This window comes from Paenibacillus favisporus (assembly GCF_040545415.1).
Lineage (GTDB): Bacteria > Bacillota > Bacilli > Paenibacillales > Paenibacillaceae > Paenibacillus_AQ > Paenibacillus_AQ favisporus.
The window spans coordinates 18,039-41,219 of sequence record NZ_JBEPLV010000009.1; the positions used below are offsets into that span (position 1 = coordinate 18,039).

19 protein-coding genes are annotated in these 23,181 nt (G+C 52.0%); 14 read left to right on the plus strand and 5 right to left on the minus strand.

The features are described 5' to 3' along the window. From ABID47_RS31115 to ABID47_RS31130, 4 genes are all read left to right on the plus strand, one after another. Entirely contained in the window at nucleotides 1-369 is a 369-nt protein-coding gene (locus ABID47_RS31115; RefSeq protein WP_354502811.1) for a YxeA family protein, read from the plus strand. A gap of 11 nt (nucleotides 370-380) precedes the next feature. Continuing rightward, the gene (locus tag ABID47_RS31120) at nucleotides 381-503 is read left to right on the plus strand and encodes a hypothetical protein (RefSeq protein WP_354502813.1); all 123 of its coding nucleotides are present in this window, start codon (nucleotides 381-383) and stop codon (nucleotides 501-503) included. Nucleotides 504-596: 93 nt separating this feature from the next. Beyond that, complete coding sequence (locus ABID47_RS31125; protein ID WP_354502815.1) at nucleotides 597-1,310, plus strand: response regulator transcription factor; 714 nt, start codon at nucleotides 597-599, stop codon at nucleotides 1,308-1,310. Then, a complete protein-coding gene (locus tag ABID47_RS31130; RefSeq protein WP_354502817.1) occupies nucleotides 1,307-2,758 on the plus strand; it encodes a sensor histidine kinase in 1,452 nt (483 codons plus the stop codon). The genes ABID47_RS31125 and ABID47_RS31130 overlap by 4 nt, the downstream gene beginning before the upstream one ends. A 53-nt stretch (nucleotides 2,759-2,811) precedes the next feature. On the opposite strand, the gene ABID47_RS31135 is transcribed toward ABID47_RS31130, so the two are convergent. Together ABID47_RS31135 and ABID47_RS31140 are read right to left on the minus strand one after the other, a co-directional pair. Then, nucleotides 2,812-4,038 (minus strand): epoxide hydrolase family protein, encoded by a 1,227-nt coding sequence (locus tag ABID47_RS31135; protein ID WP_354502819.1) that lies wholly within the window; start codon nucleotides 4,036-4,038, stop codon nucleotides 2,812-2,814. A gap of 66 nt (nucleotides 4,039-4,104) precedes the next feature. Next, complete coding sequence (locus tag ABID47_RS31140; protein ID WP_354502821.1) at nucleotides 4,105-4,551, minus strand: MarR family winged helix-turn-helix transcriptional regulator; 447 nt, start codon at nucleotides 4,549-4,551, stop codon at nucleotides 4,105-4,107. A gap of 184 nt (nucleotides 4,552-4,735) precedes the next feature. Between ABID47_RS31140 and ABID47_RS31145 the strand changes: the two genes are divergently transcribed. Next, nucleotides 4,736-5,662: a VanW family protein gene (locus tag ABID47_RS31145; protein WP_354503102.1), complete on the plus strand. Its 927-nt coding sequence runs from the start codon at nucleotides 4,736-4,738 to the stop codon at nucleotides 5,660-5,662. A 49-nt stretch (nucleotides 5,663-5,711) separates the two neighbouring features. On the opposite strand, the gene pdxR is transcribed toward ABID47_RS31145, so the two are convergent. Beyond that, nucleotides 5,712-7,148: a MocR-like pyridoxine biosynthesis transcription factor PdxR gene (pdxR, locus tag ABID47_RS31150; RefSeq protein ID WP_354502823.1), complete on the minus strand. Its 1,437-nt coding sequence runs from the start codon at nucleotides 7,146-7,148 to the stop codon at nucleotides 5,712-5,714. Between the two features lie 239 nt (nucleotides 7,149-7,387). Between pdxR and ABID47_RS31155 the strand changes: the two genes are divergently transcribed. Together ABID47_RS31155 and ABID47_RS31160 are read left to right on the plus strand one after the other, a co-directional pair. Then, nucleotides 7,388-7,588: a hypothetical protein gene (locus ABID47_RS31155; protein WP_354502825.1), complete on the plus strand. Its 201-nt coding sequence runs from the start codon at nucleotides 7,388-7,390 to the stop codon at nucleotides 7,586-7,588. 252 nt (nucleotides 7,589-7,840) lie between these two features. Then, nucleotides 7,841-9,073, plus strand: coding sequence for an RICIN domain-containing protein (locus ABID47_RS31160; protein ID WP_354502827.1), 1,233 nt, complete (start codon nucleotides 7,841-7,843; stop codon nucleotides 9,071-9,073). On the opposite strand, the gene ABID47_RS31165 is transcribed toward ABID47_RS31160, so the two are convergent. Continuing rightward, a complete protein-coding gene (locus tag ABID47_RS31165; RefSeq protein ID WP_435530689.1) occupies nucleotides 9,070-10,422 on the minus strand; it encodes a Rossmann-fold NAD(P)-binding domain-containing protein in 1,353 nt (450 codons plus the stop codon). The two genes, ABID47_RS31160 and ABID47_RS31165, sit on opposite strands and share 4 nt — an antisense overlap. A gap of 354 nt (nucleotides 10,423-10,776) precedes the next feature. On the opposite strand from ABID47_RS31165, the gene ABID47_RS31170 reads away from it, so the two are divergent. Then, the gene (locus tag ABID47_RS31170; protein ID WP_354502829.1) at nucleotides 10,777-11,160 is read left to right on the plus strand and encodes a YkvA family protein; all 384 of its coding nucleotides are present in this window, start codon (nucleotides 10,777-10,779) and stop codon (nucleotides 11,158-11,160) included. A gap of 83 nt (nucleotides 11,161-11,243) precedes the next feature. On the opposite strand, the gene ABID47_RS31175 is transcribed toward ABID47_RS31170, so the two are convergent. Beyond that, nucleotides 11,244-12,110 carry an AraC family transcriptional regulator gene (locus ABID47_RS31175; protein ID WP_354502831.1) on the minus strand — a complete coding sequence of 289 codons (867 nt, stop codon included), beginning with the start codon at nucleotides 12,108-12,110 and terminating at the stop codon, nucleotides 11,244-11,246. Nucleotides 12,111-12,243: 133 nt separating this feature from the next. Between ABID47_RS31175 and ABID47_RS31180 the strand changes: the two genes are divergently transcribed. The 6 genes from ABID47_RS31180 (at nucleotide 12,244) to ABID47_RS31205 (ending at nucleotide 22,995) form a co-directional block, all read left to right on the plus strand. Continuing rightward, entirely contained in the window at nucleotides 12,244-13,005 is a 762-nt protein-coding gene (locus ABID47_RS31180; RefSeq protein WP_354502833.1) for an SGNH/GDSL hydrolase family protein, read from the plus strand. Between the two features lie 62 nt (nucleotides 13,006-13,067). After that, entirely contained in the window at nucleotides 13,068-15,377 is a 2,310-nt protein-coding gene (locus tag ABID47_RS31185; RefSeq protein ID WP_354502835.1) for a helix-turn-helix transcriptional regulator, read from the plus strand. Nucleotides 15,378-15,598: 221 nt separating this feature from the next. Next, on the plus strand, nucleotides 15,599-16,633 hold the full coding sequence (locus ABID47_RS31190) for an ABC transporter permease (protein WP_354502837.1): 1,035 nt from the start codon (nucleotides 15,599-15,601) through the stop codon (nucleotides 16,631-16,633). Between the two features lie 15 nt (nucleotides 16,634-16,648). Continuing rightward, nucleotides 16,649-17,533 (plus strand): carbohydrate ABC transporter permease, encoded by an 885-nt coding sequence (locus ABID47_RS31195; protein WP_116230539.1) that lies wholly within the window; start codon nucleotides 16,649-16,651, stop codon nucleotides 17,531-17,533. Between the two features lie 39 nt (nucleotides 17,534-17,572). Continuing rightward, nucleotides 17,573-19,081 carry an ABC transporter substrate-binding protein gene (locus tag ABID47_RS31200; RefSeq protein ID WP_354502839.1) on the plus strand — a complete coding sequence of 503 codons (1,509 nt, stop codon included), beginning with the start codon at nucleotides 17,573-17,575 and terminating at the stop codon, nucleotides 19,079-19,081. Between the two features lie 137 nt (nucleotides 19,082-19,218). Then, nucleotides 19,219-22,995: an Ig-like domain-containing protein gene (locus ABID47_RS31205; RefSeq protein WP_354502841.1), complete on the plus strand. Its 3,777-nt coding sequence runs from the start codon at nucleotides 19,219-19,221 to the stop codon at nucleotides 22,993-22,995. Nucleotides 22,996-23,181 lie beyond the last annotated feature (186 nt).

Here is a 23,181-nt window from a genome sequence, read left to right on the forward strand (position 1 = left end):
GTGAAAAAAGGGCTCATCGCAATAGCGGTTATTTTGATCGTTCTGGTCGGATTCGTCGTATTCATCCAAAACGTGAATTTGAACCGCCTCGGCGCGCAGCAGTATTATGTGCAGATTAACCAGGACGGAAAACGTTTCGAAGACAAATCGGACAACGGGGAGAAGTACGTCTACTACGAATACACCTTGGATGGCTATAATCCAAGCGGAAAAGAAAAAGCTTTGACTTTTACGGCACAGAAGGAACTGCGCAAAGACGCTTATTTGCGGGTTTATGTCAAAGGAGATGAGGTCAGTTCCTACCAAGAAGTGAAGGCCGATGAGCTGCCGGAAGGAGCGAAGCAGAAGCTGGACGGTGCAGGGAACTAATCCCTGCTCAGATGCTGAATGCACTCAGCTTCAGCGCGGATTACTACCAATATGATGTCATGGATCCGACAGGCAAAATCACGTCAGACCGGGAAACCGCCAATCCGATGGCTAAGTCTTTCGCGCAGGAATGAGATGGACAGCGTTTCAAAAGGGGACAGCGGCTTGAAAATAGAGTTATAGTAGATGGCAGGGTGGAAATGATGAAGAAAGGAGGTACAGAACGTATGCCGCAAAGTCAGAAAGTACTGATCGTCGATGATGAGGAAGATATCGTGAAGCTTTTGAAAACCGTTCTTCTGAAGGAAGGCTTCGAGCATGTGTTTGCTGCTTTTTCCGCGAAAGAGGGTTGGGAACAGTTTCAGGACAAACGCCCTGACGTCGTCATCCTGGATATTATGCTGCCGGACGGAGAAGGCTATGACGTCTGCAAGCAAATCCGCAGCGTTTCGAACGTACCGATTTTTTTCCTATCGGCCAAGACGGAGGAAATCGATAAAATACTCGGTTTTGCCATCGGAGGCGACGACTACATCACCAAACCGTTCAGCCCGAAGGAAGTAGCATACCGGATCAAAGCCCGCTTTCGCAGGCAGGAGGCTGCCTCTGAAGATGTGGAAAAAGAGCATATCGTGCAAGCAGGTCCGTTTGTGTTTGACGAGCAAAAGATCGAACTGAAGAAAAACGGTGAAATCATCGAGCTGAAGCCGAAAGAGCTGGGATTGTTCACCCACTTGCTGAAGCACCCGAACCAAATTATCAGCAAAGAAAGCCTGTATGATCAGGTTTGGGGTGAAGATTCTTTCGGCTACGACAATACCGTGATGGTTCACATTAGGAGACTCCGGGAAAAAATCGAAGACGATCCCTCCAATCCGCAGTATTTGGTCACAGTGAAGGGTCTGGGGTACAAGCTGGCGCTGGAGGGCGCGAAGCGATGAAATGGAGGCTCACCGGAAGATACCTGGTATCTGTAGTTCTCATCGTCGTGATTGTCATTTTCATGAACATCGTGGTTGTGACCGGTCTTTATTTAAACCAGTTTGCCTTTCCCCATTTTTCTTTTCAAAGCAAACAGAATAATCCGGATTTGATTACCCGGTCATTCGGCAAAGAAATTATTCTCTCCAATTCGGGGATGACCATTACAGGTGAAGGGAAGGAACTTCTTGACCGTAACCAGGCCTGGATCCAAGTTTTGGATGAGAACGGTCGGCAGGTCTACGGGTACCACGTCCCACCGGATGCAAAGACCAAATATACGCCGATGGATATGGTTCAGACCTATAAGTATATGGAAAAAGAGCTCATGTCGACCGTTTTTGTGGGGGAAAAGCAGGGCAAACAGCAGCGCTACAGCTACTTAATCGGTTTCCAAAATACTTATCTGGAGCGGAACGTCCTCACGTATGATATGCGCTCCGTGGTGCATTTCTTCAAAATCGGAAGCTTGGCCGTCATTGGGGTCGATGGATTTATTGCGCTGTGCATCGCATATCTGTTCAGCAAAAAGCTGACCCGGCCGCTTCATAAGCTGATCGATGCGATCAAGCAGCTCGCCCACAAAAAATATGGGGTTCATTACGAGCCCCAGGGAGTTTACAAAGACGTGTTCCATCATGTCAACCTGCTGAGTGCGGAGCTGGAAGCCAGCGAGGCCGAACGTAAAAAGCTGGACCGCATGAAGGAAGAATGGATTGCCAACATCACGCATGATATCAAAACGCCGCTGGCTTCGATCCAAGGATACGCCGAAATGATGAGGGACAAGGAATATGAGTTTACGACCGGAGAAATGCGCGATTACGCGGAAATCATCGAACAGAAATCCCACTACTTGAAAGACGTCATTGAAGATTTGAACTTGTCCACCCGCCTTAAAAACAAAAATATTACGCTTAACCTGAAGAGCATCAATCTGGTCAGCCTGGTGCGCAGCGTAATTATCGACGTGCTGAATGATCCCCGATACAGCGGCAGGAACATCGATTTCAGCTACAGTGAAGAGACGATTCAGGTAAAAGTGGACGACCTCCTCATTCGCAGGGCCGTCAGCAATTTGATCTACAACGCGATGGTTCACAATGCAGAGGATACGGTCATTGAGGTTGGGGTAGAGAAAACGGCGGATTCGGTGACGATGATCGTAGAGGATCATGGGAAAGGCATCCGCAAAGAGGAACTGGACCGGATTTTTGACCGCTATTACCGCGGAACCCATACGGGCGAGAAGCATAAAGGTTCGGGACTGGGGATGGCCATCGCGCATGATATCGTGGAGGCACATGGAGGAGAGATCCGCGTCACCAGCGAGCTCCATCAAGGAACGAGGATCGAAATCAGGCTTCATCCGCTTCCAGAAGTTCACAAATCCGATGAGATCCTATAATCCTATTCAAATCTCAAGAGAAGGACCACCCTGAAAGGGTGGTCCTTCTTCCGTTACCGGCGGCCGTGAAAGGTCCGGCGTAAATCTTGAACCCACAGCTCCGGCACTTCCCACGGAATAAAGTGGCCTCCTTCTTCGTGGGCAGTAATATTGACGTGGTTATACCACGCTGCGCGGTCGGTCTTGAGAAAATGCTCTACGCGTTGATCGGTAGTCACCCCCGGCGGATTTTCGTAACCCACGAAAGTGATGCCGGTCGGCGCTTCAATAACAGGCTGGCGTGAATGGGAGGGCTCCCATGGATACCGGTTGTTATTGGCATACACACGCATCGACGTTTCTATGGCGTTATTGACCCAGAAAATCGTGGCGTGCGTCAGCAGGTCATCCTTGGAGAACACCTGTTCAATGCTGCCTTTGTTGTCGCTCCACTTGATCCAGCGTTCAAGAATCCAGGCCAGCATGCCGACAGGTGAATCGCTGAGCCCGTAAGCAAGCGTGCCGGGATCCAGAACGTGCACGGCAAGATGCGAAGCAAACCGGCGGTCCAGCTCCAACAATTGATTCCGGATCTTCTCAGGCAAGTCATCCGGAATCGGACGTCCGCCGGCATAATCCCAGGCGCGTTCCCCGTTAAAGAAGTCCAATTTGAGAGCCGAACCGATATGAATACCATACAGCTCAGCTCCGTATTTATGCCCGAGTTGACCGGTGATCAGCGCGCCGACATCGCATCCGGCAGCAGCATACTTCTCGTATCCGAGCATGTCCGTCATGAGGGTGTGCCACAGATCGGCGATCTTCCAGAAGTTCATGTCCGGATGGTCGGGAAGCGGAGCAGAGAAGCCGAAGCCCGGCAGCGAAGGGACGATGACATCAAAAGCGTCGGAGGGATCACCTCCATGCGCCCCCGGGTCAGCGAGCGGATCCACCACCTTGGACCAATGCCAGAACGTCCATGGCCAGCCATGGGACAAAATGAGGGGGACCGGGTTTGGACCGACTCCGGGCTTGCGCATAAAATGGACAGGCACACCGTTGACTTTGACTTGATAATGCTCATAGGCGTTGATGGCCTTCTCGGATTGACGCCAGTCGAATTCGTGAATCCAGTAATCGACGAGCGCTTTCAGTTCATCGCGGCGTACGCCGTAGTAACCGTCTTCGTTGCCTGCATCCAGGGGCCATCTGACGGAGGTAAGACGACGGTTCAGATCGTTCAGTACCTCTTCGGAAACATGAACGGGACTTGCTTTAAACGGAAATTCGGCATGGGACATAGTGATCCTCCTCTGACGTGATTTGGAGCCGATGAAAAGGTGAACGTTTCAAGCGGGAAAAATCCGCTAAGCGTCGCCAGCAATTTCGACCAGGCGCCTCAATGCCGGGATGGCATCAGCTATCGCTTGTCTCTCTTCTGTCGTGAGATGTTCCGCAAAACCGGCAATCCGACCGATCCGTTCCAGGCGACGGGAATCGATCACGTTAGCTCCCCGGGGGGTAATATGCACGAGAACAACGCGGCCGTCATTTGGATCGGATCTTCGTTCGACGAGCCCGTCCCTCTCCAGCTTGGTTACAATTTGCGTGATCGCCGACTGGGTTACCTGCTCCGTGGCAGTCAGTTCTGTCAGGCGCATCGGACTGTTGTGGGTTAGCGTGTGCAGGACCGACAGGGCGGTGAAGCTGAGCTTTTCAATGGACGGCAGTCGAATATTAATCCGGGTCAGATTTTCAATCACTCGAACAAAATCGGCGACATCCAATTCTTTGGATAGATGTTTAGGTTTCATGTCACTAATATATTAGAAACTTATATAAATGTCTAATATAAATTGGGAATGGATGAGAATTGGAGGTGAATGATTTTGGTGGAATCGCATCATAATAGCAGGATGAAAGCAGGATCTGCTCCAAACACCATGATGAAACGAGTGATGAGGCTTGAGATGGACATCCGCGGCATGCCTCCTGTTCATGCTGCTGCATAATCCGACCGCAGATCAAGAACAGGCACAGGACAAGCTTACGGTCACCCATGAAGGAAAAACCATCTCCGTGCTCAATCGCGACGCGCACAGCTTGGGGGTGTTTCCCTTACTGGACAAGGAACAATATAATGCGTGGGTCAACGAACTGGACCGGAAAACCTATAAGGAAGCGCAAAACGCCAGTTTTGACGCCGGCGGGCGCATTGTCGAGGGGAAGAACGGGTACAAGCTCGACCGTAGAGCTTTTTTAATGAAGTATTATGCGTATCTGTACGAAACGAAAGGGCCGGCCGTGATTGAGGTTCCGACGTACCCGGTATATCCGAAGGTCGATACGGAACTGCTCGCGTCTTTGCGTTCGAAGCAAATCGGTTATTATATTACTTACTACAACGCCGGCAACCGAGACCGCTCGCATAATATTGCTCTGGCGGCCGAAGCGATTGACGGTACGGTCATCTTTCCTGGTGAACGGTTCTCGTTTAACCGGGTAGTCGGCATACGAACGACCGGCAGAGGATACCGCCGGGCCGCCGTCATTGTGCGGGGCGAATTATCTGAAGGCGTAGGAGGCGGCATCTGTCAGGTATCCTCCACCTTGTTTAATGCCGCCGATCGCGCCGGGCTGAAGATCGTTCAGCGATATTCCCACAGCCGTCACGTTCCCTATGTGCCATCGGGCAGAGATGCAACCGTAAGCTGGGGCGGACCGGATTTTGTTTTTGACAACGCGTACAACCAGCCGGTCCTTCTTCGCGCGTTTGCAGGCGGCGGCAGCATGGCTGTGTCCATATTGTCGTCTGATGTGATCGAATACTTCCCGAAAAAGGTCCCCAGCATATCTCATCATCTGCCGGAAGAGGTGCGCGACATTACCGCAAGCCAAAGCCCCGGCCATCAGAAGAAAAATTAGACCACAGGCTTGCCTTAAAGCAGCTTTCATAGTCCAAACACGGAACAAATTAATTCCTTAAGCTGTGCAGCGCACGGGCAAATCCGGCGATGCCTTGTCCAATGCATTCCGTCTTTGCACGCGCGAACGTAAACCGGACGAATCCGGCATCCGAACCGTACACGCTGCCAGGCACGAATACGACACCGTTCCGGATCGCTGCTTCCAGCAGCTTCGCGTCATTGACTGGTTCGGACAGCTTGCACCACAAATGATGACCGCCTTTCGGAATATGGAATTGAATCTCCCCCGGCAGCTCCTTCCGCAGCGCTTCGATCAGAAGATCGCGCTTATACATCAGATTCGTCCGCAGGCGACCGAGATGAGGTTCAAAAAAGTCCGATTCCAAAAACTGCGCCGCCACCTGCTGGGGAATGACGCTAAGTCCAAAATCCATCTGCTGCCTGGCATCCGCCAATCTCTGCACGACAGAATTCGGGGCAACCATCCAACCGATCCGCAGTCCCGAAGCGGCGATTTTGGAGAAGGATCCGATATAAATGACAGACCCGGACGTATCTATTGATTTTAAAGGCATGCGTGGTAAGCCTTCGTAATCGGTTAGGCTGTAAGGATCGTCTTCGATGATCGGCAGTCCGAGCTCGCTTGCAGTTTGAAGGAGCTTGTGGCGCCTGTCGTCGGCAAGCAGCGTACCGGTAGGATTTTGAAAATTCGGATTCGTAAATATCATCTTGATGCGGTGTTTTTTGTACAGTCCACGAATTTCCTCCGGCCTCATGCAGTCCTGATCTACGGGAAGCCGGAAGATCCGCAGTCCCGCCGACTGGAACATCGGCAGCGAATAATAATAGGATGGGTCCTCTATAGCAACGGCGTCGCCAGGGGACAGCAGGCATTGCGTAATTAAAAATAACGATTGCTGAGATCCGGAGGTGATCAGGATGGATGATTCCGTCGCCTGAACCCCGCGGTATTCGGCCAAATATCGAACGAGAGCTTGCCGGAGCGGGATATATCCCTGCGGGTTGTCGTATCCTAAATACGATGCGTACTGATGCCTGCTCATGATTTCGCTGATTTCGCTTGCCGGGGCCAGATCGGCCGCAAGTTCTCCACTTGCAAAATCGACCAGGGAGGGATCCTGGCTTAGAGCTTCCCGAATTCTCCGGAGAAACGGAAGGTTCGGAAGAAAGCTCCCGCCTTCGGCATACCTGTTCCAGTTTGGTGTATGTTTCGGTGAAGCGCCCCACTTAAACTGGCTCACCCGAGTTCCGCTGCCGGAACGGCTTTCGATAATCCCGAGCGAACGGAGTTCCGCAAAAGCTTGTACGACCGTGCTCCGGTTTACGCCGATCTGCTCAGCCAATTTCCTTTCTGAAGGCAGCAGGCTGCCGGGCGGAAATTCCCCAAACGAAATTCGCCGCTCGATGTGGTCGGCGATTTGCTGATATAATGGTTTTTTACTTTCTCGATCAAGACCCCACATACGTTTTCACTTCCTCGAACAACAATTACGACACATTTTTATCATCCTTTCCAATATATCTTATTCGCTTAACGATTTCCGACTTTTTCTCACCGAAAGTTTTGCGTTTTCATGAACACGGCCCGTTTCATTTAGTGAAATGGATGGTCAGGGAACGATTGCAATGGCTGGTGTGTTCACGTCCGATGGTGATTATAATGTAACTGCAATAAATCTACTTTGACGGGCGGGTGAACAGCATGGTCTGGCTGATGGTTTTTGCCGTGATCGTATTAATATGGGGACTCTTTGCAACGATGAGAATAGGACAATCCCAAAGCAATAAAGAACAAAATCCACAATACTTCCAGGATACGGGCAAAAAATGGTTTAAGCTTCTAGGCTTCTACGTAATTAGCATCGTTGCGGCAGCTATAATGATTGTGATTTTGATCAAGTGAATAAAGAGAGGTAAATGATGAGTTAAATGTAAAAATATATAAATAAAGGTTGTTAATGTTATCCAAACCGGATATACTAGCAATGTAAGCGCTTGCTTTAGTAGATTGAGACTTCTAGATTTCCCTGCCGCTGTCCCATACCAAGCATAAAGCGAGGTGATTAACGTCCCAAAGGCGAACTCTTAATGATGCAGGTCTGATTTTCCTTATAGTGTCTGTGACGTTTTCCCAATTTGATGAGGAGGGAACAAGATGCTGAAAAAAGGATTATGCGGAATCATCATAGTCAGTCTTTTGATTGCTTTATTTCCTGTCAAACAGGTGAGTGCGGCTCCGAACTGGAAGCTGGTGTGGAGCGATGAATTTGACGGAACCGCGCTGAATCGTTCCAATTGGACTCCGGAGATCGGCACGGGCAGCGGCGGATGGGGAAACAACGAGCTTCAATACTATACGGACCGATCGCAGAACTTGCAGGTTACCGGAGGAAATCTGGTGATTACGGCAAGAAAAGAATCATACGGCGGAATGAACTACACTTCGGCACGTATCAAAACGCAAAACCTGAAATCCTTTACCTATGGCAAAATAGAGGCTAGGATCAAGCTGCCTTCCGGACAAGGGCTGTGGCCGGCGTTCTGGATGCTGGGCAGCAACATCAGCACGGTGGGATGGCCGTACAGCGGGGAAACGGACATCATGGAGCGGGTTAATAACAACCCATATGTTAACGGCACCGTTCACTGGGATGCGGGAGGGCATGCGGAATACGGCAGAGTATCGGGCAACCTCGATTTTTCTCAATACCATGTGTACAGCGTCGAATGGGATTCGAAGTATATCCGCTGGTTCGTTGACGGACAGCAATTCAATGAATTTTATATTGAGAATGGCACCGGAAATACCGAGGAATTTCAGCGGCCGTTCTTCCTGCTCCTGAACTTGGCGGTCGGCGGCAACTGGCCGGGGGCTCCGAACGATTCGACGCCGTTTCCTGCTCAAATGCTCGTGGACTACGTCCGTGTATATCAGGACAATGGCCAGTCCAGCGCAATCAGCAACGGAGTTTATACTTTGGCCTCCAAGGCGAGCGGAAAAGTAATGGATGTCGTTGACGTGTCCATGGCCAGTGGAGCCAAAATCCAGCAGTGGACGAATTATACCGCCACCAACCAGCAATTCCGGATCGAAAGCACGGGAGACGGTTATTACAAGCTTACTGCCGTGCACAGCGGCAAAGTATTGGATGTGCCGAATTCGTCAACGGCATCCGGCGTCCAGCTGCAGCAGTGGGATGATAACGGGACGAACGCGCAAAGGTGGAGCATTGTCGACGTAGGCGGAGGGTATTATAAGCTGGTTTCCAAAGCAAACGGACTCGTCGTTGACGTGTCCGGTTCATCCACGGCGGATGGCGCGGCCGTTCAGCAGTGGACGGATAACGGAACGGACGCCCAGAAATGGGCTTTGACCAAAATCAATTAAGGCTCAAACAAGCAGTCCACATATGGGCTGCTTGTTTGTGTATACGAGACTGAAGCTGACAGACCGTTTGGCCCTCCGCCTCTGGAATCAGGCTTCCGCTTCATTCGATCTAACAGCATTCCGTCGGAAGACGGGTTCTTTCCCACTACAAAATCCTTCATGTAATAACTGAGATAGTCCCCATAGCGGCTGTCCGTCTGCATGAGGAGTTCGTCCACAAAATAAGCGCCATGAGGTATATCGTCTTTCAGCAGTGTACTTAGGGCGCCATAAATCCCGCACGCAACCTGAAAATAAGTGGCGTTGGTATGATAGATCGGATAAATCTCGTCGCTGCTAAGGACGTTGTACATATAGCGTTCCTTATCCGGGTAAACGAGCAGAACACCCACCAGATCCTGTCCGCCAACTTCCCCGACGGAAGGATCCAGCACCTGATGATTCCAATCCCACAAGTCGTCGATCGTATCCAAATGCCCGCGAATTAAATCAATCGTGTATTCACTAACACGGTATATAAAGCCCGTTTCAAGATCGAAGGCATGTCCAAGCGACAGAACCTCCTCGTGCGGCATAAGAGATCCGTAAAATTGCTTATCCCCAAGCGTAACTTTAAATTCAAGCTCATAGACGGGAAGCTGCATGATGAATGGAATCCGCCGCTTCATAAATACCGGATAGTTCAGAATCGCTTCATCGAGAAAGCATTCCGGTGACCATGTGGAATAAATCGTTTTGTCTTTGAGCAGAGAGCGGTTTTTATACAGGGAGTCGTCATGTTCGACAATATAGCAAGCCAGCGGCTTTTCACCGGAGTGCTTTTTCATGAGCTGAATAGCCATCCACTGCACCACACCCGGATTCATCCCTGAGCCAATGATGGCTTTCGAATTCGCAACTGATTTCCGTCCTTCTTGAAACACATGATAGCGCTCGAGCAGGGAATACTCAGCAAGATTTTCGATCTCATCAACGGCAGGACATTCCAGCGCCGTGTTGATGTAATGGACTCCCGCTTGATCGCAGCAATGTAGCATATCAACCGTATCGGCCCATGACACATCAATCACATGCGTCGTACCGGTTTCAGACAAATGCAGGCGGAAACGTTCCAGATTGGTTAGATCGAATTGGTAAAGTGAAGCTTGTTGAATCAAGCGGGGCATAAATGAGCTGTAATATGCCACATCCTGTTGATTCAAATCTATCAGAAGAATTTTGCTGTGCAAAATGAATGAATGGATCGGATCCCGGGCGTCCCCGAGGGATTTCTCCAAAACGGATAGAATCGCTTTCGCGACACCGCCTGCACTGCCAAGTATCGTAATCACAGTCCTCGGTTTCTTCATGATGTTCAACTCCTTTCTATCTATACCGTATTCATAGATTGATAGAAAGGATTGTTCGTGAACCTATCACAGCTGCCTTTTTTGTCATCAACATCTATAAAAAATATGAAAAGCAAAGGGGATTCGGCTGCTTCCATTTGATATTCACCAGTGATTTCAATTCCCGTTGGCTGGAAATGATGATATAGAGGATTGCTGTTTCTGCTGGATCTTGTTTCGCAGTATGGCATGGTAATGAATTGGAGAAAGGTTTGTCAGTTTAAGGCGGCGAAGAATACATAAGGCAAGTCTTGCAGCAAGTTAATATGAAGATAATACAATGAGTCATAACAAGCCAAGGGGAGAATGGAAGACATGATGGAACAGCTGAAAGCTTGGGCCAAACAATTAAAAAGGCAGGTATTTGTACTCTATTTCGCCTATCGGGACAACCGTTCGCCATGGTATGCAAAGCTGTTTTCCATGTGCGTCGTTGCCTATGCATTCAGCCCCATAGATTTAATACCGGACTTCATACCCGTCATTGGCTATGCGGACGATTTGGTTTTGATTCCGCTGGGAGTATTGGCTGCTATAAAAATGATGCCTGGTGAGGTCATTGAGGATGCCAAAAAAAAAGCGGATGCTCGCATGAACCAAGGGAAACCGGTGAATTGGGCTGCGGGTGTCATGATTATTTTATTATGGGCTGTTGTACTGGCAGCGGTATTGACTTACCTGTACAACCGTTTGATGTAACCGTTGATTCGCAGAAGGGCCTTCCGGCAGGATTCGGGTCGCACGCCTATTCGGCTGCTTAAACCATGGCCCTTCCCCCGTATTTATGAATCCTGCAGCTTCTCCCGATACTCGGATGGCGTACAGTTGTACACCTTGCGGAACTGGCGGGCGTAATAGTTCTGGTCACGAAAGCCGCTTTCGAGCGCCACCTGGGAAATGGACAGGCTTGGATGGCGAAGCAGCGTGCAGGAATAGTCCAGACGCTTGCGTATGACGTAATCCATCGGTGTTGTGTGATAGTTGCGCGTAAAGACGCGCTGAAACTGGCGGGTTGACAGGTAGGCTTTGTCGGCCATTGCTTGCAGGGTGATTGGCTGGAGAAAGTGCTCTTCAATGTAAGTGACGGCTTCACCGATCCGCAACGCCTTGTTATCATCAGCTCCGCTGCCGATCTGATAATAGCGGGAGAGCAGGCCGACGAGAGCGGTAAAATAAGAGCGAATCATCAGACGATAGCCCTGCGGCTGCAGTTCATACTCGGTTAAAATCAGGTCAAGCAGCCTTGTCGCTTCCTGCAGCTGCGCTTCGTTCAGCGTAAGCATGCCCTTGAAGTTCATTTCCTTGCGGTAAAACGGTTCGATGTAGAAGAGCGCTTGAAAGCCCGGAAGCAGCCTAAGCTCGGACAGCTGCAGTAGCTGCTCGGGCTGGAACATGACGTTGATGTATTCAATCCCGTCGACGTTTTTGTAGCCGTGGGATACGCCGCTGTGAATCAAGAATACCTGGCCGGCTGTAACGGGGTATTCCCTCCCTTCAATGATATGAACGGCGCTGCCCTGCAAAATGACGACGAGTTCGGAAAAATCGTGGCTATGTACAAAATATTCGTGTGTTAGCGGACATTTCTGGATGCGGAACGTAAATCCCGGTTCGAGCCCGATGTCTGTGGCAAACAGTCTGGTCATCATGTCCATATTATGCTAAACAATGTCGGCATCGTCAAGGCGAAGAGCGACGTCCCGCGATACCATTAAGATTACGGGCCGACGTATTGCAGATCGATATGTCATCGGCTTAGAGAATGTCAGTGGGGAGGTACCTATGGATTTATGGTGGAATGAAAGGACGAATCAACCCGTGAAGCCGGTTATTCTTTTTCTGGGGGACAGCATTACGGCCAGCGGTCATTATATCCGGTATACCGAAGCTTGGCTCCGTCAGCACCGGCCGACGATGGACATGAAGCTGGTTCCATGCGGCGTGCCCAGCGAAACCGTGTCGGGACTCAGTGAGGCGGCACACCCTTTTCCGCGTCCTTGCGTGCACGATCGGCTTCGGAACGCGCTGGATACGGTATCGCCCGGGATCGTGGCCGCCTGTTACGGGATGAACGACGGGATTTACCATCCTTACTCCGAGGATCGTTTTGCTGCCTTTCAAGAGGGGATGTATCGTCTAGACGAAAGCAGCCGAGTGGCAGGAGCCAAGGTGGTGCTCATGACGCCGCCGCCGTTTGACCCACCCTCCATGAACGCCAAGCTTCTGCCTGAAAGCGCGCCGGATTTCAGTTATCTCACACCATTCCGGGAGTATGACCGCGTCCTCGAGCAATATTCCGCATGGCTTCTGTCTGCGGGTGATGTGGCCGACCGGATCATCGACTTACGCAGTCCGCTGCTGGACCATATAAAGGAACAAAGGGCACTGAATCCTGCTTATCGTTCGGGGGACGGTATTCATCCGAATCGTGCCGGGCACTGGGTTATGGCGCGTACGTTTCTCAAGGCAATGTTTGGCGCGGCACCCGGTGTTATTCCCGATGTGGATGCGATTTCGAGATCGCTTGCTGAAGAAACGGATTGACACCTAAAAATCAACCGGATTATAGTTAGGTCACTCCAACAATCGGGAGGGAGAGAGGTACGATGAACTTGCTGCAAATGCTGCGAACGCGGAAATATTTACAGCGGATCCTGCTCAGCTTTATGCTCGTAGTCGCCACGCTGGCGGTGGCCTCCCTATTTATGAACGCCTTCGCACGCGACAAAGTGCTCAGCCTTCAGAACGAAGCCGACCGCAAGCTGCTGACCCAAATCAACTATAACATTGAAAACATGAACGGCATCGTCAAGGACCTGGCGGTATCCTTGTACAACGACGAAGAGCTGATCGCACTGAAATCCGGAGCGGATTACAAGCAGAGCATTCTGAAGATCGAGCGCCTGAATCAGACCGTAGCGGCGTCTCCGTATCTCCACGCTGCTGTTTTTTACAACGGGGCGCAGCACCGGTTTTTCTCATCGCTCAACCATGATATGGACAACAGGCTGCTGTATCAAAGGCTGGGGGATTATATGTCGTCCCGCAGCGACCTGCCGAAGCTCCAGTTGATTCCGATGGATCTGGACGGCGGAAATGAAGGGATCGATGTGTTCGCGTTCTTCATTTATGACGGACCGTCCTTAGGTTCCGTAAATGATAATGTCCTGATTTTGACCGTCAAGCCGGGATGGATGCTGGATAACGTGAAAGCGCTTAATCGTGTCGCGGAGCGGGAGAACGACATGCTGTTCGTCGCCGACGGTGACGGGCGCATGCTGATCTCCAACGACCGGTCGCTGCCGGAGGGGCTGAGCGTCAAAAAGGATTTGCTTCCGCGAATCCAATCTACGGGGAGTACGCTGGACTCTTTTATCTATAAGCACGGTTCGCATAAATACAAGGTGACGTATTTGAGCAAAGGGCTGAACAACTGGCAAATCGTCAGCCTCCAGAATTATAACGACGTGCTCGGCAGCGTCCGGCAGATGAAGTGGACGGAGATGGCCGTGACGCTGTCCGTTGCAGTCCTGGCTGTGCTGCTGTCCGTGTTCTTTTCGCTGCGGCTGTATAAACCGGTCGGACAGCTCCTGACGCTCGTTCCGCCGCAGCGGCGCGATGCTCCCCCGGCGAAGGATGAGCTGTCGGTCATTGCCGCCAACGTCACGGAAATGATCGGAAAGCTGAAAGGGCTCGAGCAGGAGAGGGCATCCCAGTGGAACATCGCCAAGGTCTATCACCTGCGCAGCCTGATCGGTCTCAGCGAAGGCGTACACGAACTGGAGTTTCGGCGGATCAGAGAGCAGTATGGGCTCGATATTGCGTATCCATCGCGGCTCCGTCTGGCTCTGGTCCAGATTGACGACGTACAGAGCCTGGTCCGCGGCCAGGGATCGCAAGCAGAATCGCTGCTGTATTTCGCCATAGCCAATATTGGCCAGGAACTGCTCCACAAACACGGATCCTGCGAAGCCGCAGATATGAAAAGCGGGCATCTCGTCTTTATCGTCGGCGGCGAATCTAGGGATTTAGCTATGCTTGCTGACCGCTTTCGGGAGCTTCAGCACACCATCCTTCAATATTATCGGGTTACCTTCACGGTAACGCTCAGCGACCCGTTTGAAGACTACCGCGAAATCACGGCGCATTATAACCTGGCTGTCCGCCACGCCAATTACCGCATGGTTTTTGGCAAAGGGGCGGTGCTAGAGCCGGAACGGGTTCGAAGCTGCGAGGCAAACGATACGTTCCGCATTCCGCAGGAATTGGAGCGGCGCCTGACGGAAGGATTAAAGAGCGGCGATCTGGAAGAGACGGAGCAGGCGATCCGGAGCTGGAGAGAGCTGATCGGCGGATTCAGCTTCGAGAATATGTACTCTGCGCTGCTGCATCTGGCAGTGACGCTCAGCAATACGCTGGGAGAGATGAACCATCACAATTTGAACCCGGTATCGGTCAACGTTCAGGCCATCAACCGGCGCATTCTCGAGAAAGAAACGTTGGATGAAATCGAAACGGTGCTGCTCGAGGTCGTCCGCGAGGTATTCGAACAGCGGCGGAACGGGCGTGAAGACAAAAACAGGCTGCTTGCCGATACCGTGAAAGAAATTATCGACAAGCATTTTGCCGATCCGGATCTCAACGTGCAGCGGATCGCCGACATGCTGAAGATGAGCTCGGTTTACATCGGGCAGGTGTTCAAGGCACAGGAAGGAACGACGGTCGTCGATCAGATTAATGCCACCCGCCTGGCCCGTGCCCGAACGTATTTGGAGCAGCAGGAGCTGACCGTTGTGGAAATTATGGAAAAGGTCGGCTTCGGCAACGAAAGCTATTTTTACCGCTTGTTCAAACGCCGATACGGAACCACACCCAAGGAGTACCGCCTGAAATCAGCCATAGAGAGAAGCATATGAACCTGATGAAGACCCGCACGGGAGAACCTTTTCCCTGGCGGGTCTTTTGCCTGCTCCAGGGCGGCTGCAGGCCTGTAAATACAGGAATCCGGCATCTATACAGCCCGCCAGTACAGTGATCCTGCAATTGTACAGTACGCAGCAGCAAGGGTTTTACGTTATCGTTAGAAGTGCAAAGCCTGACACCAGGCTGAGCGCAAAGGAGGAAAGGGGCTTACGATATGTTGAATAAGGTTTCACTGGCGGGTGACGCAGAAAACAGACGGGTGGCGCCAGAACCGGGACAAACCGGACCGCTACCCTCGCCGGACGTGCCGCCAAAGCAGCGCAAGCAAAAATCGCTCATCCGGAGGGAGCTGCGCCATTTCCGTAACAACCGGGAGCTGTTCCTGCTCTCATTGCCGGGGATATTGTATAAGCTGATATTCGCCTATATTCCCATGGTGGGGCTCATCATCGCCTTCAAAAATTATCGGTACGATCTGGGCATCTTCGGCAGCAAATGGGTGGGACTCGATAATTTTCGGTATTTGTTTTCTACCGATACGGCTTGGCGGATTACGCGCAACACGGTTCTGTACAATGCCGCCTACATCTTGGTGACCACCGTGGCTGCACTGCTGCTTGCCATCCTGATGAACGAAATCAAGCAGAAATGGAGCAAGTTTTATCAGACTGCCTTGTTTCTGCCGCATTTCCTGTCCTGGGTGCTGGTCGGTTACGTCGCGTATGCTTTTTTGAACCATGCAGACGGTTTGATCAACCGGACGCTGCAAGCGTTTGGAATGGATCCGGTCAGCTGGTATCAGAACGCGGCGCCGTGGCCGGTCATTCTCATTCTGGTTCATTTATGGAAGGCCGTCGGTTTCAATACGCTCATCTATTTCGCGGGAATTTTGGGGATTAACGGAGAATATTACGAAGCGGCGCGGATCGACGGGGCGACCAAATGGCAGATGGCCCGCAAGATCACCATTCCGCTGCTGTCGCCTCTGGTCATCATTCTGCTGATTTTGTCCATCGGCAACATGTTCCGCGGTGATTTCGGTCTGCACTACTTCATTCCGAACAACTCAGGTTTCCTGTATGGATCCACCGATATTATCGATACTTACGTGTACCGCGCACTGCGGGAAATCGGGAACGTGAGCATGTCGGCGGCAACGGGCTTTTACCAATCGCTTGTCGGCTTCGTACTGGTTCTGCTGGCTAACGGCATTGTGCGCAAAATCAATCCCGACCATTCTTTATGGTAAGGAGGTGACGTAAAGGTGACAAAAACATTGGAGCTGTCGAAAGTATTGATCAACCTGCTGTTTATCATCCTGTCCGTCATGGTCGTGCTGCCGTTTCTGCTCGTCATCGCCGTATCGCTTACAGATGAGAAGGCATTGTCCCGGGACGGCTATCAATTCATCCCCAAATCGTTCAGCCTGGAGGCGTACCGCTATCTGCTGGATGCCCCGGACGTGATGATTCAGGCATACGGGGTTACGATCACCGTCACGGTGATCGGATCGCTCGTCGGCCTGCTACTGACCGCGATGACCGCTTACGTCATTTCCCGGCCGGATTACCGCTACAACCGGATGACGACCTTTTACGTATTTTTCACGATGCTGTTCAGCGGAGGACTCGTTCCTTCCTATATTCTAATGACCCAGTACCTGCATCTCAAAGACAGTCTGCTCGCACTCATTTTGCCGGTGCTGCTGTCGCCGTTCAACATCATGGTCATGAAAGGGTTCATGTCCAAGATACCGCTTGAGATCATCGAATCGGCGAAAATGGATGGGGCGAGGGAATTCCGGATTTTCTTCCGCATCATTCTCCCTTTGTCCACGCCGGCGTTGGCTACGCTGGGCCTGCTGATCTCGTTCTCCTATTGGAACGACTGGTTTAACGCGATGCTGTACATCGACGATCCGGGTAAGGTACCGCTGCAGCTGTTGCTGGTCCGGACGCTGAACAGCATTGAATTTCTCACGACGAATACCGAGTTTGCGACGCAGCTGGGCATCGACCTGGCGAGCTTCCCGAACAATTCCGCCCGGATGGCGATCGCCGTGCTGGCCGGCGGACCGATGCTGATCATCTTCCCGTTCTTCCAGCGGTTTTTCGTGAAAGGGCTTACGGTTGGCTCCCTCAAGGGTTAACATACACGCAAGCGATTATAAAAACAGGAGGTCACACAGATGAAGAAAAAGTGGTTTGGCGTGCTGGCGTTTATCCTGCTGGCAGCAACCGTCCTTGCCGGATGCGGCGGCGGAAAAAGCGCGGACGGCGGCGGAGAATCGGCCGGATCAACGGATGTGAAGAACGAGAGCGGATTGAAACCCGTCGAGCTGACCTGGTATTATCCGCTGTCCCAGCTCCAGCCCGATCAGCAGAAGGTGCAGGACGAAGTCAACAAAATCGTCAAAGAAAAGATCAACGCTACCGTCAAGCTGATGCCGGTCTCCATCGGCGACTACGTGCAAAAAATGAACACCGTGCTTGCAGCAGGCGAGAAGTTCGACATTCTCTGGACCGGCTACATGCTGAAGCCGGAGGAGCTGGTACGCAAAGGAGCCATCCAGCCGCTTGACGATCTGCTGAATCAATACGCGCCGGAGCTGAAATCCGATGTGCCGCAGGTGATGTGGGACGGCCTCTCTGTCGACGGCAAGATTTACGGCATCCCCAACCAGCAGATCAACGGTTCCCGCTATGGGTTTATCGTGCTGAAGGAGCTTGCCGACAAGTATAAACTGGACACCACGAAAATTAAGAAAATTGAGGATATCGAGCCGTTTCTGAAACAGATCAAGGACAACGAACCGGATATGATCCCGTTCGGTATCTTTGGCAACGACTTCATCAATCCGCAGGTGCATGACGACAAATATTGGATCGTTCCGGGGCTCGATGACCACTTCTATATCAAGACGGATGACCCGACCTATACGCTTCAACGTTATCCCGAAGAAGAACTGAACAATTTCCGCCTGGCCAGCAAATGGTACAAGGAAGGTTACATTTACAAGGATGCGGCGACCGTCAAATCGGCCGACTTCAAAGGCAAGATCGCGGTGGATTACCATATCGTCCTGAAACCGGGTGTCGAAGCGGAAATCAAAGCAAGAAACGGCGGCCATGATGTGGTCATCATCCCGCTCAGCGATTGGTTTTCCAACGGCTATTCGGCGACCACCAACCAATCGATCAGCCGCACTTCGCCGAATCCGGACCGGGCCATGATGCTGCTGAACCTCGTGAACACCGACAAGGAGCTGTACAATCTGCTCTGCAACGGCCTGGAAGGCGTTCATTACGAGAAGCAGTCCGGCGAATACATTAGCGCACTCCCGGATTCCCGGTATAAACCGAATATGGACTGGGTGTTCGGCAGCGTATTCAATTCTTATCTGAAGGAAGGCCAGCCGGAGAACGTCTGGGAGGAAACGAAGAAGATCAACGAAACAGCCGAAATCAATCCGGTCGGGGCGTTCAAATTCAATTCGGAGCCGGTCAGCACGGAGATTGCCAACCTGAACGCAGTATGGGGCGAATACAAACGCGGACTTGTGACCGGGACGCTTGATTTTGACGAAACCTGGCCGGTGCTCTACGGCAAGCTGAAGGAAGCGGGCGAGGATAAGTATGTGGAGGAGGTGAAGAGACAGTTTGAACAATTCCTGAAAGACAAGGGGTTGAAAAAGTAAGAAGTTCATTGTAAAGGCAGAGAAGCGCAAGCGGCGCACGGATAACGGGGAGAAACCTGCTGTCATGGGCGGCTTCAATGGAAGCATACAACGGGACCGGGGCCGGCCCTAATCCATGCTGAAAGGAAAGAGAAGCCATGGCAAAAAAACGGTTGCTCGCGGTTCTCGCAGCCATCGTGCTGATCACGTTTACCCCGTCTCCGCCGCCAGCTGCAGCGGAAGAAGCAGTCGCCAAACCAACGGGAAAATCGCTGTATGTAGCCACCAATGGCAGCGACACGAATAATGGATCCCAAAGCCATCCGTTTAAAACGCTGGAGAAGGCAAGGGATGCCATCCGGAAGCTGAAAGCGAAAGATGGCCTGCCCGCCGGCGGCGTGACGGTGTATCTGCGGGAGGGGCGGTACGAACGATCAGGCAGCTTTGATTTGAACGAGCAGGACTCCGGCGAAGCCGGAAAGCCGATTAAGTATACGGCTTATCCAGGCGAAAAGGTGATCTTGTCCGGATCGAAACGCATTGAAAAATCTGCCTTCACACCGGTCACCGATCAAGCGGTTCTTAACCGGATCATCAGTCCCGAGGCGAGACAAAAAGTGCTGGTGGCCGACTTGGCAGGCGAGGGCATTACCGATTACGGCGAGCAAAGCCGCCACGGTTACTATCTTGCCAACGATCTGAGCAAAGTTCCGCCGATGGAGCTGTACGTCAATGGACAAGGAATGACCTTGGCGAGATGGCCGAACCAAGGGACGGTACAAATGGATGAGATCATCGATCCGGGCCCGACGCGGAAAGATCCGAACGGGGAAGTTCATACGCGCGGAGGAACTTTTTCGTATACGTATGACCGGCCACAGTACTGGACCCAGGCGGACGATATTTGGCTGGATGGAATATTCGGCTACAGCTGGGAATGGTCCTACAACAAAATCGCCTCCATTGACACAGCCGCCAAAACCATCACCCTCCGCTACGGAGAGATGAGCGGCCTGCTCAAAAACTGGTACCCGGATTTTCATTTTGCGCAAAACCTGCTGGAAGAGATCGATATGCCGGGCGAGTATTACATCGACCGCCAGGCGGGAAAGCTGTACTTTTTGCCGAACGCAGAATTTACAGCGGCGAATCCGACGATCGAGGTTACAATGCTGAAAACGCCGATGATCAATGCGCTGAACGCTTCGTACATCGACTTTTCCGAGCTGGTCATGGAAGATGGACGCGACTCGGCAGCGGTCATTATGGGCGGCAGCCACGTGCGTATTCTGAACAGCGAAATCCGCAACTTCACGAACAGCGGCGTGTTGGTCAATACGCAAAGCCGGTTCTACTACAATGATTTTCAGGGCGTGCCGGGAACGGATCATGCTATCGTCAGCACGCACATCCACCATATCGGCGGGACCGCGGTCACGCTGACGGGGGGTGACAAAACGACCCTGCAGCCGGGAAACAACATCGTTGAAAATTCGCACATCCATGACTTTGCTTATTACCATAAAGCTTACAATCCGGGCGTTCTTCTCTCCGGGGTTGGCAACCGCATGGTGCATAACGAGCTGCATGACGCGCCACATCCCGGCGTGCTGATCTTCGGCAACGACCATGTCGTAGAGTACAACAACATTTACGATGTGTGCAAAACCTTCTCGGATCTCGGGGCTATTTACATGAACGCGGGCGAAACACCGCAGCAGCGGGGTACCGTCATCCGCAGAAATTATTTTCACCATATTGGAGAAAGCAAGGCCGGCGTGGAGGGCGTCTATCCCGACAACTTCACCATGGGGCTTCAGATCGACGAAAACATTTTCTACAAAATGGGCAACTCGGCGATCAAAAACAACGGCGGCGCACATATTTTGTCCCGCAACAATATTTTCGTAGACAGTAAAGTTCCGTATGATTACGCGGACATCTACCTTGGGGATCAGCCGGACAATCAAATCCCGAAAAACTACATGCCCAAATGGCAGGCGCTGTTCGCCGCTAACAACGATTTTGTAGGCACGCCTTATTTGACCAAGTATCCAGAGCTGGCCAACTTCTTTACAGAAAACCGTTATTATCCCGATACGAACACGTTCCAGGGGAATGTCATCTACAACCCGACCATTCCACGCAGCACGACGACCAATGCCAACGGAGCGTATGACAAATTCGGGCTGGTTCAGTATGCCAATAACTTCGTTACGACGGAGGATCCGGGCTTTGTGGATCTGGCAGGCGGAGATTTGTCCCTGCGTCCGGATGCGGCCGTATTCAGCGCCATATCAGGCTTTCCCAACATCCCGTTTGGAGAAATCGGCATTAACGGCCGAGCCGGCACCAGCACAGGTCAGGACAGCCATCCTGTCCAGGGGGTTGCCGTATACAACGACGATGTGACGGTAGACCGCTGGAAAACGGTCAAACTGCAAACCGCGGTCCTGCCATGGAACGCAGATCATCCGGCACTGTCTTTCACATCCGCCGATCCGGAAATCGCAACGGTCGATAACGCCGGCGTTATTACAGGACAGTCTGTCGGCCAAACCGAGATCATTGTGGCATCTGTGGAAAATCCGCAGCTGACAGCATCAGCGAAAGTAACCGTTGAAGCCGGCGACGGCATTATGGACTTCACCGATTTCGAATCCGGTGCAAATGGGTGGCCGGTGGATGCTAACCGGAGCATCGTGAAAGTGGATGAAAACCGCTGGTACAAGTTACTAAACGGCGCGTCCGCGCTGAGCAGCAAAAAGTTCTCCGATTATGAGCTGACCTTCAAACTGAAGACGCCGGCGACCATCGGCGAAAACGCAACGCTGTATATTTTCGACCGCCAGGCGGGCAGCGCTTCAAGCCGTATCGGATATAAAACCCGGGCGGACGGAACATCGTCATGGCTGCTCTACAACTCGGCGTGGTCCGTGCTGAAGGAAGTCAAGATGCCTGAGCATGATTTGAAGCCGGGCACGGAATATGCCGTCAAAATGCTCGTCAAGGGCGGCGACATCAGCGTGTACGTGAACGGCGGGTTCCGGCTGAAAGGCACCGATCCGGGACATAACGCGGAGGGTCAGGTCGGGTTCTACGTTAACAACGTCAGCGACATGATGTTCGATGACATCCAGTTCAAGGCGCTGACCACCGATCTGGCCGGTATTATTCCGGCGGATAACCAGGTTCGGCTGGCTGCCGGAGAGAGCAAGCAGCTCCAGCTGACGTTTGATCCCGCGGATACGCCGGATACGGATGTGACCTGGCAATCCGCGAATCCTTCGGTGGCCGAAGTGAACGACACGGGAGTCGTGAGCGCCGTGTACGAGGGCGAAACGGTCATCACGGCCGTATCCAAGGTAAACCCGCTGATCAAGGCGGATATCGCGGTCACCGTCTCGAACGTCATGCATGAGACCGATTTTGAAACCGGAGGAAACGGCTGGCCTGTCGATCCCAATCGCAGCATTGCAGCCGATCCCGACGGGAACCGCCGCTATAAAATCTTAAACGGCGCCACCGGTCTGCTGGACCGAAACTTCTCGTCCTACCAGCTTGAATTCAAGCTGAAGACGCCTGCAGTTATGCCAAATGACGGAGTGCTGTACATTTTTGACCGCCAGGATGCCACTGGATCGACGCGAATCGGCTACAAAACAAGGGCCGACGGCACGTCGGCATGGATGCTGTACGACACCGCCTGGCAGAAGATCAAGGAAGAGGCGCTGCCCACGCAAGACCTGCAGCCGGATACGGAATATGACGTCAAGGCGGTCGTCAAAGACGGCGACATCCAGCTCTATGTGAACGGGGAACTGAGGCTGTCCGGCACCGATCCGGGACATAAACCTTCCGGCAAAGTTGGCTTTTATGTGAGCGGATTCGATTACATGCTGTTCGACGACATTCGTTTCTCGGTAGTGCCTTAAAGCTTACTGGTGTTTAAGGGTTTCTTCGGCGCTCTCTCCCTGCATGGAGGGGGCGCTTTTACAATTCTAGGTCCGGTGCAGCAATCAAGAGGTTCAGTTCAATTCAATTCTATTCAAGGACAATACGGTATACCTTCCATGGCAAAATCGTGCTAAATGTGAGCAGCGCGAAATTCATGGATAAGC